This is a genomic window from Synechococcus sp. R55.3 (assembly GCF_047461975.1).
Lineage (GTDB): Bacteria > Cyanobacteriota > Cyanobacteriia > Thermostichales > Thermostichaceae > Thermostichus.
The window spans coordinates 1-16840 of the sequence record NZ_JANSIG010000070.1; the positions used below are offsets into that span (position 1 = coordinate 1).

Genomic DNA, 16840 nt, shown 5'->3' on the forward strand with positions numbered 1-16840 from the left:
CCAGAGAACTTTAGGATCCCAGCTTGACCGATTCCGTTTCTTCCCTTCTGCGAGAGGTTTTTTCCAACGCTGAGACTCGCCTAAAGCAGTTGGAGCATCACCCCAACCGGACAGCCTGGCTGCGTATTTTGCAGTCGCTGCAGCGCATGGGATCCCTAGAGCTGAGCCGTTTGGATGCCAAGATCTTGGCGGCCACTCTTGAGGATCTGGAGCAGGGGTTTGCCGCCTTCCAAAACTATGCCCACCAACGCAAGATCACCGTTTTCGGGTCGGCACGGCTAGGGCCAGAAAGTCCCGAATATCGCCAGGCCCAGTTGTTCGCCTACTGCATCAGTCAACGGGGGTTCATGGTGATGACGGGGGGCGGCAGCGGCATCATGGAAGCCGGCAATCGAGGGGCAGGGCTGGAGAACTCTTTTGGGCTCAACATCCAGCTTCCCTTCGAGCAAATGGCCAATCCCGTCATTGCTGCCAGCGATCGGATCATCAACTTCAAGTATTTCTTTTCGCGCAAGCTCTTTTTTGTTAAAGAAACCGACGCGCTGGTGCTTTTTCCCGGCGGTTTCGGCACTCAGGATGAAGCCTTTGAATGCCTAACCCTGATGCAAACCGGCAAAACCAAGCTCATGCCCTTGGTGCTGGTGGACAGAACAGGTGGCTGCTACTGGAAAGAATGGGACGAATACGTGCGGGAGCACCTGCTCGGTCGCGGCCTGATCAGCCCAGAGGATCTCTTCCTCTACACCCTAACCGACGATGTGGGAGATGCCTGTCAGCAGATTGTCGATTTTTATCGCGTCTTTCACAGCAATCGCTACGTGCGGGAGCTCCTGGTTTTGCGCTTGAACACCAGACTCTCACCGGAAGCCCTAGACATCTTAAACGAAGAGTTTGCCGATATTCTCGATTCGGGCCGGATCGAGCAAACTGGGGCCTTGCCGGAGGAAGCCGAGGAAGATATTGCCCATCTGCCACGGCTGGTGATGCACTTCAACCAGCGCAACTTTGGACGGCTATGGCAAATGGTGCGCCGGATCAACAAGCTTCACCCGGAACAGCCGGATCCTCTGCAAATGCGCCCTGAACAAAAGTAGATGTATCAGCGCTCTCAGAACCATCCAAGAACCAGCAGCCAATTGTTTTGGTGGTGCTCCCAATGGGCCGGTTGTTTGTCAAAATCTGCGGCATCACCCGTCAGGATCAGGCAGAGGCCATCGCCGCGCTGGGGGTGAGTGCCCTTGGGTTCATCGCGGTGCCCAATACCCCCCGCTATTTGCCCCTCTCGGAAATGGCTCGTTGGGTGGGATCCCTGCCCGGCCCTGTGGAAAAGGTGGGGGTCTTCCTGGATCAGGATCCCCGCGCCATCGCCGCCTGGGTGGAAACGGTGGGCCTCACGGCTGTCCAGTTGCATGGCCAAGAATCCCCGCAAGATTGTCAGCAATTGGGGGAATGGCTTCCCGGGATCCGCCGCATCAAAGCCCTGCGCATTCGCCAGCCGGCGGATCTGGAAGTAGCCCATCTCTACCGAGACTGTGTGGAGATGCTGCTTTTGGATGCTTATCACCCCCAACAGGCGGGTGGAACGGGGCGAACTCTGAATTGGTCAGAACTTGCCCACCGCTCCCTGCCCTTGCCTTGGCTACTGGCCGGTGGTCTGAACCCGGACAATGTTCTGCAGGCACTCAGCCACCTTCAGCCAAGCGGCATCGACCTCTCCAGTGGTGTGGAACGCCACCCCGGCGATAAAGACATAGACAAAGTCCGACACCTGCTGCAGCAGCTTGGCTCCCAAGGGTGGGAGATTGCTCCTACTCTGCCGCCGATAACGCCAAGCGCAACGGGATGATCATTTGGCTGGGTTCCTACTGCAGCGACTGAATATCCAACCCCGGCTCGAACATCAGCTCTTTCACTTCCCCAAATCGGCCCATCACTCCAAGCTCCCGGTCGTTGAAGGTCACCAGCACGCCGCCTGCATTGCCGGTACGCAACACAATCGATTGCTCTGCTTCCCAATTCAACTCAGCCCCCGGTTGTAAGGTGGCCTCGAAGACCGTTTGCCCATCGGCGATGACCCGCAACCAGGAAGGGCGCTCCACCACGCGAATATCCAGACGCACCGGCTTGCGCCCCGCCCCCCCCAAGTGAGCTTCCAAGACCTCGGGGAAGACGCCCTGAATGCGCGTCCATTGGTCGAGGGTGGGAAACAGTTGGCGGGCCGTGGGCTGAGCTGCCGACAGAGTGGGATCCGGGGAGTTGGCAGCAGGCGGTTGCTGGCCGGATCCCTCCCGACTGACCGTTGACAGGCTCACCAGCCAACGCCCAAAGGGATTGCCTGTGCCTTCCAAAAGAGCCGACAATCCCCCCACCGTCAGCACAATCAGCACCACATAAGCAGCCCAAAGGTGGAGAGGACGCAGGGCAAAGGCAGGTTGCTGGCCGACAACAGCAAGAGGAGCTGGCGCGCGGGGGGTTTTGGCCGATAAAAGCGGAGAGGCACGCCGAGAGAGGGTTTCGCCATCCAACCCCAAATAGTCGGCATAGCGCTTGAGAAACCCTTGCACATACACCGGCTCCGGTAACCGGCTCAAGTCAGCTTCCTCCAGCGCCTGCAGATATTGGCAGCGAATGAAGGTATCGTTAGCTACTTCTGTCAACGTCAGTCCCCGTGCCTCCCGTGTTTGCCGCAACAGGGATCCCAGGGCTTCTAAAGAGTGTGCTGGCTCTTGCATCATTTGGCCACCTGCGGAAGAAAGGAGGCTATTGTGAGAGTTTGCACTCAGTTAGAGACTCTGACGAGCTAATCGCGTGAGCGGGCCGGAGGCCTTAGAGGGCGCTTCCCGAGCGAGGATGAGCTGCTGTGCCCGGTGAGAGGGGCCAGCAAAGCTTGGAGCTCATGGGGATCCAACTGGCGGAACTGGCCTGCTTTCAGGTTGCCCAAGCCCAGTGGGCCAATGGCTTCCCGATGTAAGCTGAGCACCGGATGCCCAAGACGCTCCGCCACCCGCCGAATTTGCCGGTTGCGTCCCTCAAACAACACCACCCTCAGCCAGGAGCAATTGGGATGCTCCCTTTGCCGGAAATCCGGGGCAGGACAAAACTCCACCTCCGCCGGCAGAGTGGTGTACCCCTCTAAGTCTACTCCGTCTCGCCAATGTTGCAGAGTGGCCTGACTCGGATGCCCTTGTACCTGTACCCGGTAGGTTTTGGGCAGATGATAGCGCGGATGGGTCAGCTTCAAGGTCAAGTCGCCATCATTGGTGAGCAGCAAAGCGCCACTGCTGTCCGCATCCAGCCGGCCCACCGGGTAGAGGCGGGTTTGCCGTTTCCAGAGTGGGGGGAGCAGATCCAACACCGTCTTGCGTCCCCAAGGATCTGCACAGGTTGACAAAACCCCCACCGGCTTGTGCAGGAGCAAAACATGGCGCGCCAGATCCTTGGTCAAAGGGATCACCTGACCATCCACCTCGATGCGATCCCGCTCTGGATCGGCTTTGGAGCCCAGCTCAGTGACCACCTTCCCGTTCACTCGAATGCGCCCGGCCAGGATCCAAGCTTCCACCTGGCGACGCGAGGCCAATCCCTGCTGAGCCAAGAGCTTCTGTAGCCGTTGGGGTTCTGCCATGGGGATTTGAGCAGCAAAAGCAGCAACCGAAGCTGAGGGTACTAGGCGGCGGAGCCTGAGGCGTCTGGCCCGCTTGCGCGAACGGGGTTGGAGAGTCGGTCGGACACACCAGCAGAATTGGGGGGCAACAGCAGCATTTCCGACTGAGACTCTGAGTTTTCTCCTAGAGAATAGCTGAGGCCACAGTCAAACTCTTCTGCCAGCCGGCAGACTTCCTTGAGATCTCCCACCGACCAAATGCTCCAACTGCTGCGAATTTGGTTATCCACCCACACTTCCACGCGGTTGCCTTCGATGTGAAGGATGCGCTTGGGCTGGGCTTCTGAAGGGCAGCCTGCAGGCTCGGCCAAGACCTCCGGCCCGCTTACGCGAACGGAAGATTTTTGCCTCAAGGCCCCCAGAGCTGCCATGAGCTGCGGCAGAGCCAGCAAAAGGTGCTGAGTGGCCTGTTGGGGTTGCCCTTTCAAGCAGGAAACCAGAGCTTCGGCAACACTCTGGTTGAGGGCCTGCAGAGCTTGGAGTGGAGTAGCACCCGCTAAAGAGGGATCCGGTTGCAGTGGGCTTTGAACATCCATGAAAAGGCAGAAAAGGCATGAACAGCAACTTTACAGCCCTTTCGCAGGTTGACCACAACAACGCCGCTGCCCATTGGAGCAGAGCGCTCTGGTTTGCGCAAGCGTGCCGCAGACATTGAGTCCTGTACAGATGGATGACCAGAGGAAGGGCTGTATGGCTCCCTTAAGCCTAACAAATCCAAGAACTTCAGGGCCTCCGGCCCGCTTACGCGAACGTCAAAAACTTTTCTTGGATGTTGTCCGCATTGCTGCAAAGCAAAGGCCCCTCTATCTAGTGGCCATCAAGGCAGATCCTTTGCTCTCTCGTGCAAAGCAGGCTGAGCTCCAGCGCGGATCCCTCGAAATGGTGCAACTATTCGCCGCTCGATTCGTTTTCTTCGCCCTCGGCGGTGTCCTCAACCCCAGCTTGGGATCCCTCCGGTTCCTGGGCCTCAGAGGTCTGTCTCAGTTGGTTAAGCAGAGCCAAAACGCGGGATCCCCGCTCCAAAGAGCGATCCTGCAAAAACACCACTGTTGGCACCCGTCGCAGGCTGAGGCGCTGGCCGATTTCCCGCCGCACAAAGGGTGTGGCCGCCGCTAACCCTTCCATGGCCCGGTGTTGAGCTGTCTCATCCCCATAAATGCTGACGAAGATGCGAGCATTTTGCAGGTCATTGGAAACCTCGACATCCACAATGCTGACCATCCCTGCCCCGACCCGGTCATCTTTGATCTCCGAGAGCAGGATTTGGCTGACCTCTCGTTTGATCAGTTCTGCTACCCGTGCCACTCGTCGCGCTGTCGCCATTTTTGGATACCTAGGCTAACATCATCCGCAAGCCTGCTCTGGTCGGTGTGAAGCATAGCCCCCGCCAGCTTGGCCCCAAGAACAGTAGCCAATGCTACGAGCATCTCTTCCTTCCACCTTTATCCTGAGTCCATGTCCATCTTGCCTTGAGTATGAATACCTAAAGCCATCGATGGATGGATGGAGACGTGATGATCAAGATGCCAGAGGCGCTGCGGCGCTCCATTGAGCAGTTCATGCTGAATGTGACGGAGCCGCTTGACCCGTTGCTCTCGCTGAAGCTGACTCAGCTTGTGGTGATGTTGGGGGATACAGCTTACGCGATGGGATACAGCGATGGCCAGCAAAAGCCGGATGAGCGCTGCCGCTATTGTCCCAGTCGGGTGTTCGACAGTCTAGAGCTTTGATAGGGTTCTTCAAGGTTCTTTACAACGCAGTGTAGCTTCTGGCTGCCCAGGATCCCGGCCTTGGGGGGGGTGAGTTGAAAGAGGCGGTGGAAACCAGCCAAGATGGGATCCCATTGCTTGGCAGCCTATGACTTCCCCCGTTTTGCTTTGGCATCGTCGCGATCTGCGGTTAGAGGACAACACAGCCCTGCATGAGGCAGCCCAGCGCAGCGCTCAGGTGGTGCCTGTCTTCATTTTCGACCCGCAGATGCTGAGACGGTCGGACATGGCCCCAGCTAGGGTGGCCTTTTTGCTTCAGGCTCTGCAAGAGCTCCAAGAGCGCTACGCCCAGATGGGGATCCCGCTGATCTGGCGGCTGGGGGATCCCCTGGTGGAGTTGCGATGCTTGGCCATTGACCTGGGAGCCAAGGCCGTATTTTGGAATGCCGATGTGGAGCTGTTTGCCCTGCAGCAGGACAGTCGGGTGCGGGCCGGTTTGGCCGAAGCCGGGATCCAGTCCTTCTCTTACCAAGACATGCTGCTGCATGGGCCGGGGGAAGTGCTGACCCAAGCTGGAGAGCCCTATTCGGTTTTCACTCCCTTCTGGCGCAGGTGGTCGAGCTTGCCCAAGCGGGATCCCTACCCAACCCCCGAGGGTCTGCAGCCGGTATCGGGACTAAAAGCGCAGCCTCTACCGACTTTGGCAGATTTGGGCTTTGTCTGCGACCAGCGGATCCCAGCAGCGGGGGAAGCAGCGGCTCAAGCCCTTTTGGAAGACTTTTGTCAGGGTTTGCGCATTTTGGACTACGAGCGAGCCCGCAACTTCCCGGCTGAGCCGGGCACTTCTCTGCTCAGCCCCCACTTGTGTTGGGGAACCCTCGGCATTCGCCAGGTTTGGCAGGCCACGCGAGAAGTAGAGGCCGAGGTGCGCAGCGAAGAAGCCGAAAGCAGCTTGCAAACTTGGCGGCAGGAGCTGTGCTGGCGAGAGTTTTACAAGCATGTCTTGGCCCACTGGCCCCACGTGGAAACCGGAGCCTATCGACGAGCCTTTGATGCACTGGAGTGGGACAATCGGCAGGACTGGTTTCAGGCTTGGTGTGCGGGGCAGACGGGATACCCCATTGTGGATGCGGCCATGCGCCAACTGAACGAAACCGGCTGGATGCACAACCGCTGCCGCATGATTGTAGCCAGCTTTTTAACCAAGGATCTGCTCATCGATTGGCGCTGGGGAGAACGCTACTTTATGCAAAAGCTGGTGGATGGGGATCTGGCGGCCAATAACGGCGGTTGGCAGTGGAGCGCCGGTGTGGGAACGGATCCCAAGCCCCTGCGCATTTTCAACCCGGCCACGCAAGCAGCCCGCTATGACCCGGAAGGAGAGTACATCCGCCGCTATCTGCCGGAGCTGGCAGGGCTGGATACGCCTGCTCTGCTGTGGGTGGGGGATGACCCCAAGGGATCCTGGGCTTTGCGGGAACGGCGAAGCTGTGGCTATCCGGATCCCATCGTGGATCACAAGGTGCAGCAGCAGGAGTTCAAACGGCGCTACCAGGCGGTGCAGCAGGGGTACTCCAAGTCTGTTCAACGATCAAACGATCATAGAAATCCAAGCGTTGTGTAGTCTCGTAAAAAAAGGGGATCCAATGGATCCCCCGTGGCTACCAGAGCTTAAGGCAAATGCCCGTCCAAAGCAGGTAACTGCAGCACTAGGGCTTCAGCTCGCTGGGGATGCGCTCCCCGAAGAGCACGAAGTAGAGAATCCGATAAATGTCCGTGTTCAGGATCCCGGTGGTCGGCACCAACTCTTGGGCGTTCAAGCCCGCAGCGCGAGCAATGACTCCACTGCCGACGTCATCTCCGGTAGCCCAAGCCACGGCAAAGGGATAGCGCTTGCCATTCTTGTCAGGAGCAGAAATAAACGGCTTTGTGCCCGTGCCGTCAACTCCGTCAATGGGGGCACCACTGCCTTCGGGGTCAGTAGGGGGCAGCGGCTCCTCGGCGGATTCGATATCCACCAACTGCATCCCGCCGGCGTTGCTGTCGCTGGTGGTAATCATGAAGGTCTTGGGATTCTTCTCGATAAAGTTGAGAATCACCCCGATGGCATCGTCGGCCCGCTTCATGGCCTCCAGGCAGCCAGAGGCATTGAGGTTGTTGCACATGTTATCAGTGCCCTCTTCTTCGATGACGGCGAAGAAGCCCTTAGGATTGCGGGAGATCCGCGCCAGGGCAAATTCGGTCATCTCGGCAATGGTGGGGGCGCTGGCAATGTAGTTGGGCAGGTTTTGGGCGCGCAGCTCTTCCTCTGGCTTGTCGTAGAAGGTGTCCTCCACGTTGAACACCCCCAAAACTTTGGAAACATCAGCCGGCAGCTTCAGCAGCTCGTCGCGGGTGTAGACAACGGCGTACCCTTTTTTCTTGGCCTCCTCAATCAGGTTGCGGCCATCCTTGCGCTTCCCTTGGCCAAAGCGGCCCTGGACACCTTCCGGCAGCAGCCATTCCTCGCCAGCGCCGAGGATGATGTCTACCCCTGACTCCACCACCTGCAGGGCAATCTCCTCATAGTCGCTGCGCTTGGCAGCTTTGGCAACGAAGGCAGCCGTCCCCGGCTCAATGATGGATCCCGTTTGCACCAGAGCCGTACCCAAGCCTGCCGCCACGGCATCTTCCATGATCGTGTTCAGGGTACCGTTGGCAGAAGGATACTCCTTGCCGTCCGGATCCAACCCAAAGCTCTTGGCGTGGGCACGGGTTCCCGTGGCATGGATCACCGCTCCGGCGTTGGAAGTTCCTCCAAGCTGGTCAAGAAGGTGCCCGCGATAAGGGGCAATCACGGGGAGACGATCCCAGTTCAGAAAGCCATCAGGGCCGTAGTGGAGAATGCGCGTAATGTCCCAGTGGGAAGCTGAGGTTCCATCTGGGTGAAAGAAGATTGCACCGTTGCCGGTTGGCTTAGGCGCCGCTTGAGCCACACTAGAGGAAAAAACTGACGAGGACAGCAGACACAAAGTTGCAGCCAAAGCCGCCCTCAAAGAATAGCTACGCATAGCTAACACGCCCTTGCTCGTTCGAAGCTGAACGTTAAAAAACGTAACACAGCTTCAGATGAGTTTGCAAGGGCACAGCAATGCAGCAGCGCGAAACGTGCCTGAAGCGAGTGCGCCACTGAGCGATTTCCCCGTCTGACAGTGCAGCTTACGGGGTCTATAACTAACGTTAACTATCTCTTAACTGTCTCATAACTGTCAAGGCTTCTCGCAGGGCTTTTGGGGTACCTGTTCTAAGGCGCAGCCGTCCCTCTGGTCAAGTGGCTCTTCTGGAGGTGATGGCGGGGTTTTTGGCCAGTGGCTGCCATGCTTGCCTAAGCTGTCTGAGTTGCTGCTGCCAGCGCTGCAGTTCCCCCACCTCCAACGGGATCCCACCGAAGCGCACCTCCATGTAGCGCTCCAAGAACCGGATGGCCAACTGGGCTTGTGGCAAATCGGAGTGGCGCAGGTGCTCAACCCGTTGCGCTGGCCCCAAGTGCTCCGGGATCCCCACTGCTGTCGAAGCCTCCCGCAGTTGCAGATAAAGCCTTGAGATAAGCTGGCGGCGCTGCTGCGACTTGGGTAGAGCCGCCGGGATCCAGCGCATCCCAGCAAAGGCCAGACTCGGTAGCAAGAGGCCAACCATCCAGGTGGGCCAGGGGGGCGGAGGCTGCCACAGGGATCCCAGCAAAACCCCATTGCCGGCAGTGGCCAACAGAATCCACCCCCCATCCTGCCAGCGCAAAGCCCGATAGCGGCGGCGGCGACCCCAATAGGCCATGGATCCGGTGATCAAAACCACCCCCAACACCGGCAGGCCATTCTGCTGCAACGTTTGCCCCAAGGCAACCAGGCTGCGACGGAAGCCAGCACCGACATCCTCTCGATCGGGAGAGGCGGCTACAGCGCTGGCCAGCTCCTGGATCTGCCGCCAGATCTGCCGCTGGGTGGATAGGTCGTACTGGATGACGTACTTAAACCAGCGGAAGCGCAAGCTGTCGTAGAAATCTTGAAGGGGATCCCACCAGCTCTGCCGCTGACTAACATTGGCCTCTGCCGGCGTAGCGTCAAAGATGACCCAGCCGTAGGGGCCAAAGGGGATCTCTGTCCAGGAATGGGCGTCGGCATTGCGCACTGCCAGATACCGTTCCTGCGCCACCCAGCGCCCGCCCAGAAAGCCATTCACCATTCGGGCCGGGATGCCAATGCTGCGGGCCAGCACCGTCAGGGCTGTGGCGAAATATTCGCAGTGGCCCCGCCGATGGGTGAACAGAAAGGCGTCCAAAGGCGGCTCAGGGCCGGGATCCGGCAGATCGGTGGTATAGGCGTAGTTCTCCAGCAGGTAGTTCTGCAAAGCCGTCACCTTGCCAAAGACATCGGGGATCCCAGCGGTAACGTCTTCAGCCAAGGCGGGAATGCGCGGATCCAGGTCTGCTGGCAACTGCAGATAGGCTGCCTGTTGGACTGGGTCGAGAGCACTGAACAGCTCCGCGTGGCCTAGCTGGCGCAAGCGCGGGCTTAACTCCCTTGAGATCCGGCTCCGGGCGCGGTAAAGATGGGGCACCTGCCGAGGCAGAGAATGGCCAACATCTCCGGTCTCGCTCAGGATGAGGCGGCGATTTTGCCGTTGCCAGGCTTGTTGCACCGTCGCTGCTCCGCCCCGCTCCAGCCATTCCATCTCCACCAGCGGGGCCACCCCAAAAACGGTGTTGGTGACCAGCGGCTCCAGATAGATAAGCTGCTCCAAGGGGAGAAGCAGCAGGTCGGGAGCAGTGGGGATCAAGCTGGAGGCAGAGAGATCAAATACCCCTGCTGCGTTGGGGAAAATGGGGATGAAGCGGTCTAGCGTTCGCGACCAGGCCCGTCCATCGTAGCGATCGAAGCTGATCCCGCGCCAGTAGAGGGACTCCACACGGGGCGGCACCCCTGCCGGAAATTCCACCCGCATGACAACGGTGTTATCGGTTTTGAGGGTGCCGAATGCTCCCAGGCTGACTTCCTCGGCAAAGCCAGTGGTCATCACCGGCGAGCGGGCCTGGCGACCCAGAATTCCTAAACTGACCCGCGGGAACAAGAAAAACAAAGCCACGGACAGGATCACCGCCAGCAAAGCCAGGGATCCGAGAAAGCCCAAAAAGTTGAGGTTGATGCCACGGGTTTGGCTGGCTGCCTGCGGGTGCTGCTCTGCTTGCAGGCGCAGGTGGTAAAGGGTGAGGTTGATTAGCCCTACCCCCACGTACAGCAAAAACAGCAGCCCAAAGCTGATGTCTTCGTTGAACAGGGTGGCAATGGCCATCAGCAGCAGAGACAGCACCGCCAACTGGATGTGATCGGCTGCCCGTTCCCGCTGAAACAGCTTGGCCCCCGTTAGGTAAAGCACCAAGCCAATGGCCCCATCGGAAAAGGGAAGGATCCCAAAGATAACCAAAGCCAGCAGGCTAAGCAACACCGCCACCGTCAGGGGCATCCACAGGGGGGCATAGCGGGCAAAAGCAATCCTTGGCGGCTCCCAAAACCAACTGCAGGCCCCCGCTGCCAAACAGACACCAATCACCGGTGGCGACAAAGCCTGATCCCCCAGACAAAGGGCCGTGAAGGCGATCCCCACCAACAGGTAAACAAACACCTTTTGAACGGATGGCAGTGTCCAGGTCATGGCCCTTGGGGGTCGATCTTTTCCAGCATAGCCAAGTCTTTTTTGCTACCGATTTGTCGTCCCCTGGTCGGCTGGGATCCCCTTCTGGACAAAGCGAAGGGCATTAGAATCGTTAGCTAAGAATCGTTAAGATTTTGTTACTCGCCGGTCTCGACGGGATGCCTGTGACACGCTGCGCGAAAAGGTGGTGAGATGTCCAGCCAAAACGAAATTCACGTGGTGGGGGCGCGGCAGCACAACCTCAAAAATGTCAACCTGCGGATCCCGCGGGATCGCCTGGTGGTGTTCACCGGCGTCTCCGGCTCTGGCAAATCTTCTTTGGCCTTTGACACCATTTTTGCCGAAGGGCAGCGGCGCTATGTGGAATCCCTCAGTGCCTATGCGCGGCAGTTTTTGGGGCAACTGGACAAGCCGGATGTGGATCGCATCGAAGGGCTGAGTCCGGCCATCTCCATCGATCAAAAGTCCACCAGCCACAACCCCCGCTCGACGGTTGGCACCGTTACCGAAATCTACGACTACCTGCGGCTTCTGTATGGGCGAGCTGGGATCCCTCACTGTCCCCATTGCAACCGGGTGATCGCCCCCCAGACGGTGGATCAAATTGTGGATCAGATCCTGGCCCTGCCGGATCGGACGCGGTTTCAGTTGCTCTCGCCGGTGGTGAAGGGGAAAAAGGGCACCCATGCCAACCTGTTGCAAAGCTTGCGCCAGCAAGGGTTTGTGCGCGTGCGCATCGACGGCCAGGTGCGGGATCTGAGCGAGGAGATCGAGTTAGCCAAAAACAAAACCCACACCCTTGAGGTTGTGGTGGATCGGCTGGTCAAGAGCCCCGACATAGCGGAGCGACTGGCCGATTCTCTGGCAACCTGCCTGCGCCAGTCGGGAGGAATTGCGGTGGTGGAGCTGCTGCCGCGGGAAGAGGAGCGAGAACAGCTGCTGCAAAAGGTGGCCGAGTCGGCGGGGCAATACCTGAACAGCAAGCCAACGGAGCTGATTTTTTCTGAGCAATTTGCCTGCCCGGAGCACGGTTCGGTGATGGGCGAGCTGTCGCCGCGCCTGTTTTCCTTCAACTCGCCGATTGGGGCCTGTCCTGTCTGCCACGGGCTGGGTTTTGAGCCCATCTTCGACCCCGAGCGGATCGTGCCCGATCCCAAGCTCCCCTTGTACGCGGCCATCGCCCCTTGGGCAGAGCGGGAGAACCCCTACTATCTGGCTTTGTTGGCGGGAGCCGCCAAGGCTTTTGGCTTCGACCTCAGCACCCGCTGGTGCGATCTCACCCCCCAGCAACAGCAGATCATCCTCTACGGTGCAGACCAGGAGGTCTACATCGCCGAGGTAGAATCTCAGTACCGAGGCCGGGGGTACTATCGCCGCTATGAGGGGGTGATTCCCCAATTGCAGCGGCACTACCAGGAAACCACTTCCGAAATCTATCGGCAAAAGCTGGAAGCCTACCTCACCTACCGTCCCTGTTCCGCCTGTGGGGGATCCCGTCTCAAGCCGGAAGCCCTGGCCGTGCGCGTTGGGGGCTACCGCATCACAGATCTTACCGAGATCCCCATCAGCGACTGCCTACACCGCCTGGAGCAGCTGAAGCTTACCCCTCGCCAAGCGCAAATCGGCGAGTTGGTGCTGCGGGAGATCAAAACCCGGCTGCAGTTTTTGGTGGATGTGGGCCTGGACTACCTAACGCTGGCCCGTCCGGCCATGACCCTCTCCGGGGGCGAGGCGCAGCGGATCCGGCTGGCCAGCCAGATGGGCTCCGGCTTGACGGGGGTGCTCTACGTGTTGGACGAACCCTCGATTGGCCTCCACCAGCGGGACAACGAGCGCCTGTTGCAAACCCTGTTTCGCCTGCGAGATCTGGGCAACACCCTGATCGTGGTGGAACACGACGAAGAAACCATCCGTGCCGCCGACCACATCGTCGATATCGGCCCTGGGGCCGGCATCCACGGGGGGGAAGTGGTGGCCCAGGGATCCCTGGCGGACATCATGGCCTGCGAGCGCTCCATCACCGGAGCTTATCTTTCGGGGCGGCTGCGGATCCCTACCCCTGCGCAGCGGCGGGCTGGGAAAGCGGTTGCCCTCAAGCTCACCAATGCCCACAAAAACAACCTCAAGCACATCGATGTGGAGATCCCTCTGGGCAAGTTGGTCTGTGTTACAGGCGTCTCCGGCTCCGGCAAATCCACCTTGGTCAACGAATTGCTCTACCCTGCCCTGCAGCACCATCTTGGACACAAGGTGCCCCAACCCGCGGAGATGGGAGAACTTGAGGGCATCGAACACATCGACAAGGTGATCGTCATCGACCAATCTCCCATTGGCCGTACCCCCCGCTCCAACCCTGCCACCTACACCGGCCTGTTCGACCCGATCCGCCAAACCTTTGCCCAAACCTTGGATGCCAAGGCCAGAGGCTACCCATCCGGCCACTTTTCCTTCAATGTCAAGGGGGGGCGCTGTGAAGCCTGCAAAGGGCAGGGGGTGAACGTGATTGAAATGAACTTCCTGCCCGATGTGTACGTCACCTGCGAAGTCTGCGGGGGCAGCCGTTACAGCCGCGAAACCCTGCAGGTCAGGTACAAGGGCAAGAACATCGCCGAAGTCCTGGATATGACAGTGGGGGAGGCGCTGGAGTTTTTCGCTGCCCTGCCTCCTGCCGCCAAGATCCTGCAGACCTTGGCCGATGTGGGCCTCGATTACATCAAGCTGGGCCAGCCAGCTCCTACCCTCTCCGGTGGGGAAGCGCAACGGGTCAAGCTGGCCGCAGAACTGGCCCGCCGCTCCACCGGCAAAACCCTCTATCTGCTGGATGAGCCCTCCACCGGCTTGTCTTTTTACGATGTCCACAAGCTCTTGAACGTCCTGCAACGGCTGGTGGATACAGGCAACACCGTGCTGGTGATCGAGCATAACCTGGACATTCTCCGCTGTGCTGATTGGATTATTGACTTGGGGCCAGAGGGCGGCGACCGCGGCGGCCAGATCATCGCCGTTGGCACTCCAGAACAGGTGGCTGAGCACCCCGGATCCCATACAGGGCGATATTTGAAGCAGGTTTTGCAACAACATCCCCCAGGTCGCTGAGCAACTCAGCCTGCTCCAGGGAGAAAGTTGACCGAAAGCGGCTGTCGGGATCCCCTTTCGCTTTTTGCTCTGCTCACCTCAGCCATGGCGGTGGAGGACTGATGCGGCGAGGACTCTATCCCACCCAGGCGCTCCGCACCGTGAACGCAAGGGTGAACGGTTAGCCTGAGTCTCACGTCGCTATGGCATGATGGGTCGGAAGGAAAAGGTTCGCACTCTCCCCATGGTAGGGCAGACCCTGGGTGGCCGCTATCAGATCTTGGAAGCACTGGGATCCAGCGGACAAACCTACTTGGCACAGGATAGCCATCATCCTGAGCGGCTTCGGGTGGTGCTCAAACGCTGGCAGGCCGGCCAAAATGCTCCGCACCGCGAACACAGTGAGGACTCCGCCTCGCTACGGCATCTCTTTCAGCAAGAAGTGGCGCTGCGGGAGCACCTGGGATCCCACGAGGGTATCCCCCGCCTGTTGGCCTGCTTTGAGCAAGAGGGGGAGTTTTATTGGGTGGAAGAATGGGTTGAAGGGCCCACCCTGGAACAAGCTCTATTGCTAGGTAACGCAACCGAGAGGGGCCAGCTAACGACTCCGTCCCGCCAAATGCACTGCCATTGGGGGCACGACTGGACAGAGGCTGAGGTACGAGCCTTGTTGCAGGATGTGCTGCAAACCTTGGCCTTCCTGAATGGGGAAGGGGTGAGCTGCTGCAACCTGCAGCCCTCTCGCTTGATCTACCGTCAGGCGGATGGCCGATGGGTGTTGTTGAAGTGGGGGGGTGAGGAACAGGGTCTGGCTTTTTCCGGCTCTGGCTTCGGGAACCCCTATGGCCCCAGGCATTGCAGCGACCTCTATGCTCTTGGGCTGATTGCCCTGCAGGCCCTCTGCGGGATCCCGCCCCAGAAGCTGTTTCGCGACCCGTTGACGGGGGAGTTGCGCTGGCACGATCTGGCCTCTACTAGCGCTCCTTTTGCTGCTTTTCTGGATCGTTTGGTGAGCTGCAACCCACAACAGTGCTTTCCTTCAGCAACAGCAGCTCTGGCCGCTTTGCAGGCTTTGCCCCCCGCCGAGAGCCCCCCTGCCGCCGAACTCCTGTCCCAGCCCAGCCCTGTCGCCGCCGAGCCCTTACAGGAGCCAACCACCCCACCGCGTTCTCCGGTATCGCTGCGGGCGCGTCCCTGGATCCCACCGGTTTGGGCGGGGGGCAGCTTAGCGGCTTTGCTGGTGTTGATGGTGGCAGGGGCCTGGCAGATGAGGGCGAACTTTGGCCTGCGGGGGGAGCCCAAGGATTCTGTCCCCTTCACGAGAACGGGATCCTCTGGCCCGGCAAAGCGCAACGGCCTGGGACTCCGTCCTACTCGCGAGAACGGTTCTCATGCCTCCGTCCCCACCGCCGTCACGGTCGCGGAAGCGTCGCGTAGCGATAACGACCCGGCAGACTGGGCCAAGTCTTTGCAGCTCAAGGCTACGCTGGAAGGCCCTGTCGCCGTCACTGCTCTGGCCATCAGCCCGGATGGAAATCTCCTTGCTGCCGGGGGAGACGACGGCATGATCCGGCTTTGGGATCCCCACGCCGGTGAACTTCTCCAAACCTTAGCAGGCCACAAGGGATCCATCGAAGCGTTGGCCATCAGCCCGGATGGCACTTTTCTGGTCAGTGGGGGGGCCGACAAAACAGTGCGCGTCTGGGATTTTCCGGCTCTCCCGCCGGGGGATGGGGTGCCACGGTTGCAGTTGCAGGGACACACGGAGCTGATCAACAGCGTCGCCATCAGCCCAGAGGGTCGCTGGATCGCCAGTGGCAGCGCCGACCGCACCATCCGCCTTTGGCAGGCCGACAACGGCCAGTTGATCCGCACCCTATCACCTCACACTGCTGCCGCCGCCCAGGAGACCACTCAGAGGGCAGGCATTACAGCGGTGGCCTTTGGCCCAAGACCCACCCGTATGGATACTTCCCGCCAGTCTGAAGGGATCCCCCCTTGGATCTTGGTGGCCGCCAATGGAGATCCCACCGTTTACCTTTGGGATCCCGGCAGCGGAGCCTTGCTGGAAACCCTAAAGGCCGACTACCCCATCGAGCAGGTGCTTCTGAGCCCAGATGGCCGCTATTTGCTTGCCGGCAGTACCGGTGGCATCTTGGTCTGGAACCTGGGCGTGGGAGCCCTAGAGCGTACCTTGCCGCAGCCGTTTGCCGGCTTGGCCGCCCTTGCCCTCAGCTCCGATGGCCGCTTGCTCGCCAGCGGCACCGATCACCGTGCCCACCAGATCAAACTCTGGGATCTGCGCAGCGGAGAAGAGTTGCGCACCCTAGCCGGGCAGACTTGGATGGTGAGCGCCTTGCTGTTTGGCCCCGGTCGCGGAAGCGTCGCGCAGCGATATGGACAGACCCTTCTCAGTGGTGGCGCCGATGGCTCGATTCGCATCTGGGGGCCGCCTGTTCAACCCTGATGGGATCCGAGCAGATAGAATACTCCACGGAGAAGGGATCCCGGCAGAGCATGGGCAAAGTGGTGGTTATCGGCGCGGGGCTGGCAGGGCTGACCTGTGCCAAGGTGCTGAGGGGCCAGAGGGATGTTCTCGTCTTGGAAAAAAGCGATGGCCCTGGGGGGCGGGTGCGTACCGACAAGGTGGATGGCTTTCGCCTGGATCGCGGCTTTCAGGTGCTGTTCACCGCCTATCCCAAAGTGC

General features: G+C 59.7%; 13 protein-coding genes and 1 pseudogene. 7 read left to right on the forward strand and 7 right to left on the reverse strand.

What is annotated here, in order from left to right:
* Nucleotides 1–23 precede the first annotated feature (23 nt).
* On the forward strand, nt 24–1094 hold the full coding sequence (locus NW849_RS10835; RefSeq protein ID WP_414357649.1) for an LOG family protein: 1071 nt from the start codon (nt 24–26) through the stop codon (nt 1092–1094).
* A 62-nt stretch (nt 1095–1156) separates the two neighbouring features.
* Nucleotides 1157–1846, forward strand: coding sequence for a phosphoribosylanthranilate isomerase (locus NW849_RS10840; RefSeq protein WP_414357650.1), 690 nt, complete (start codon nt 1157–1159; stop codon nt 1844–1846).
* 16 nt (nt 1847–1862) lie between these two features.
* On the opposite strand, the gene NW849_RS10845 is transcribed toward NW849_RS10840, so the two are convergent.
* The 5 genes and pseudogenes from NW849_RS10845 to rbfA all read right to left on the reverse strand — a co-directional run bounded on the left by NW849_RS10845 (nt 1863) and on the right by rbfA (nt 4987).
* Nucleotides 1863–2390 (reverse strand): DUF4115 domain-containing protein, encoded by a 528-nt coding sequence (locus NW849_RS10845; RefSeq protein ID WP_414357658.1) that lies wholly within the window; start codon nt 2388–2390, stop codon nt 1863–1865.
* Between the two features lie 132 nt (nt 2391–2522).
* Nucleotides 2523–2735, reverse strand: a pseudogene (locus NW849_RS10850) (helix-turn-helix domain-containing protein); the annotation flags it as partial.
* A gap of 65 nt (nt 2736–2800) precedes the next feature.
* Nucleotides 2801–3625 (reverse strand): pseudouridine synthase, encoded by an 825-nt coding sequence (locus NW849_RS10855; protein WP_414341863.1) that lies wholly within the window; start codon nt 3623–3625, stop codon nt 2801–2803.
* Between the two features lie 41 nt (nt 3626–3666).
* Nucleotides 3667–4200 (reverse strand): hypothetical protein, encoded by a 534-nt coding sequence (locus NW849_RS10860; RefSeq protein WP_414357651.1) that lies wholly within the window; start codon nt 4198–4200, stop codon nt 3667–3669.
* A 352-nt stretch (nt 4201–4552) separates the two neighbouring features.
* A complete protein-coding gene (gene rbfA, locus NW849_RS10865) occupies nt 4553–4987 on the reverse strand; it encodes a 30S ribosome-binding factor RbfA (RefSeq protein WP_414328963.1) in 435 nt (144 codons plus the stop codon).
* 191 nt (nt 4988–5178) lie between these two features.
* Here rbfA and NW849_RS10870 point away from each other — a divergent pair, with 191 nt between their 5' ends.
* Together NW849_RS10870 and NW849_RS10875 are read left to right on the forward strand one after the other, a co-directional pair.
* Nucleotides 5179–5394 carry a hypothetical protein gene (locus NW849_RS10870; RefSeq protein ID WP_414357659.1) on the forward strand — a complete coding sequence of 72 codons (216 nt, stop codon included), beginning with the start codon at nt 5179–5181 and terminating at the stop codon, nt 5392–5394.
* A gap of 127 nt (nt 5395–5521) precedes the next feature.
* Entirely contained in the window at nt 5522–6997 is a 1476-nt protein-coding gene (locus NW849_RS10875) for a cryptochrome/photolyase family protein (RefSeq protein ID WP_414357652.1), read from the forward strand.
* A gap of 85 nt (nt 6998–7082) precedes the next feature.
* Here the strand turns inward: NW849_RS10875 and NW849_RS10880 are convergent, their stop codons facing one another.
* Nucleotides 7083–8423, reverse strand: coding sequence for an alkaline phosphatase (locus tag NW849_RS10880; RefSeq protein WP_414357653.1), 1341 nt, complete (start codon nt 8421–8423; stop codon nt 7083–7085).
* Nucleotides 8424–8679: 256 nt separating this feature from the next.
* Entirely contained in the window at nt 8680–11058 is a 2379-nt protein-coding gene (locus NW849_RS10885; protein WP_414357654.1) for a transglutaminaseTgpA domain-containing protein, read from the reverse strand.
* 192 nt (nt 11059–11250) lie between these two features.
* Between NW849_RS10885 and uvrA the strand changes: the two genes are divergently transcribed.
* The 3 genes from uvrA to NW849_RS10900 all read left to right on the forward strand — a co-directional run.
* On the forward strand, nt 11251–14154 hold the full coding sequence (gene uvrA / locus NW849_RS10890) for an excinuclease ABC subunit UvrA (RefSeq protein ID WP_414357655.1): 2904 nt from the start codon (nt 11251–11253) through the stop codon (nt 14152–14154).
* A 223-nt stretch (nt 14155–14377) separates the two neighbouring features.
* A complete protein-coding gene (locus tag NW849_RS10895; protein WP_414357656.1) occupies nt 14378–16600 on the forward strand; it encodes a hypothetical protein in 2223 nt (740 codons plus the stop codon).
* Nucleotides 16600–16840 (forward strand): FAD-dependent oxidoreductase (locus tag NW849_RS10900; RefSeq protein ID WP_414357657.1); only part of this gene is annotated, 241 nt, incomplete at its 3' end. The genes NW849_RS10895 and NW849_RS10900, both read left to right, overlap by 1 nt.

Bases quoted from the DNA above. Each gene is read 5' to 3' on its own strand.
- NW849_RS10895 (WP_414357656.1), top strand. From the start codon at position 14,378: ATGGTAGGGCAGACCCTGGGTGGCCGCTATCAGATCTTGGAAGCACTG.
- NW849_RS10885 (WP_414357654.1), bottom strand. From the start codon at position 11,058: ATGACCTGGACACTGCCATCCGTTCAAAAGGTGTTTGTTTACCTGTTG.
- NW849_RS10840 (WP_414357650.1), top strand. From the start codon at position 1,157: ATGGGCCGGTTGTTTGTCAAAATCTGCGGCATCACCCGTCAGGATCAG.
- NW849_RS10855 (WP_414341863.1), bottom strand. From the start codon at position 3,625: ATGGCAGAACCCCAACGGCTACAGAAGCTCTTGGCTCAGCAGGGATTG.
- NW849_RS10875 (WP_414357652.1), top strand. From the start codon at position 5,522: ATGACTTCCCCCGTTTTGCTTTGGCATCGTCGCGATCTGCGGTTAGAG.
- rbfA (WP_414328963.1), bottom strand. From the start codon at position 4,987: ATGGCGACAGCGCGACGAGTGGCACGGGTAGCAGAACTGATCAAACGA.
- NW849_RS10880 (WP_414357653.1), bottom strand. From the start codon at position 8,423: ATGCGTAGCTATTCTTTGAGGGCGGCTTTGGCTGCAACTTTGTGTCTG.
- uvrA (WP_414357655.1), top strand. From the start codon at position 11,251: ATGTCCAGCCAAAACGAAATTCACGTGGTGGGGGCGCGGCAGCACAAC.
- NW849_RS10860 (WP_414357651.1), bottom strand. From the start codon at position 4,200: ATGGATGTTCAAAGCCCACTGCAACCGGATCCCTCTTTAGCGGGTGCT.
- NW849_RS10870 (WP_414357659.1), top strand. From the start codon at position 5,179: ATGATCAAGATGCCAGAGGCGCTGCGGCGCTCCATTGAGCAGTTCATG.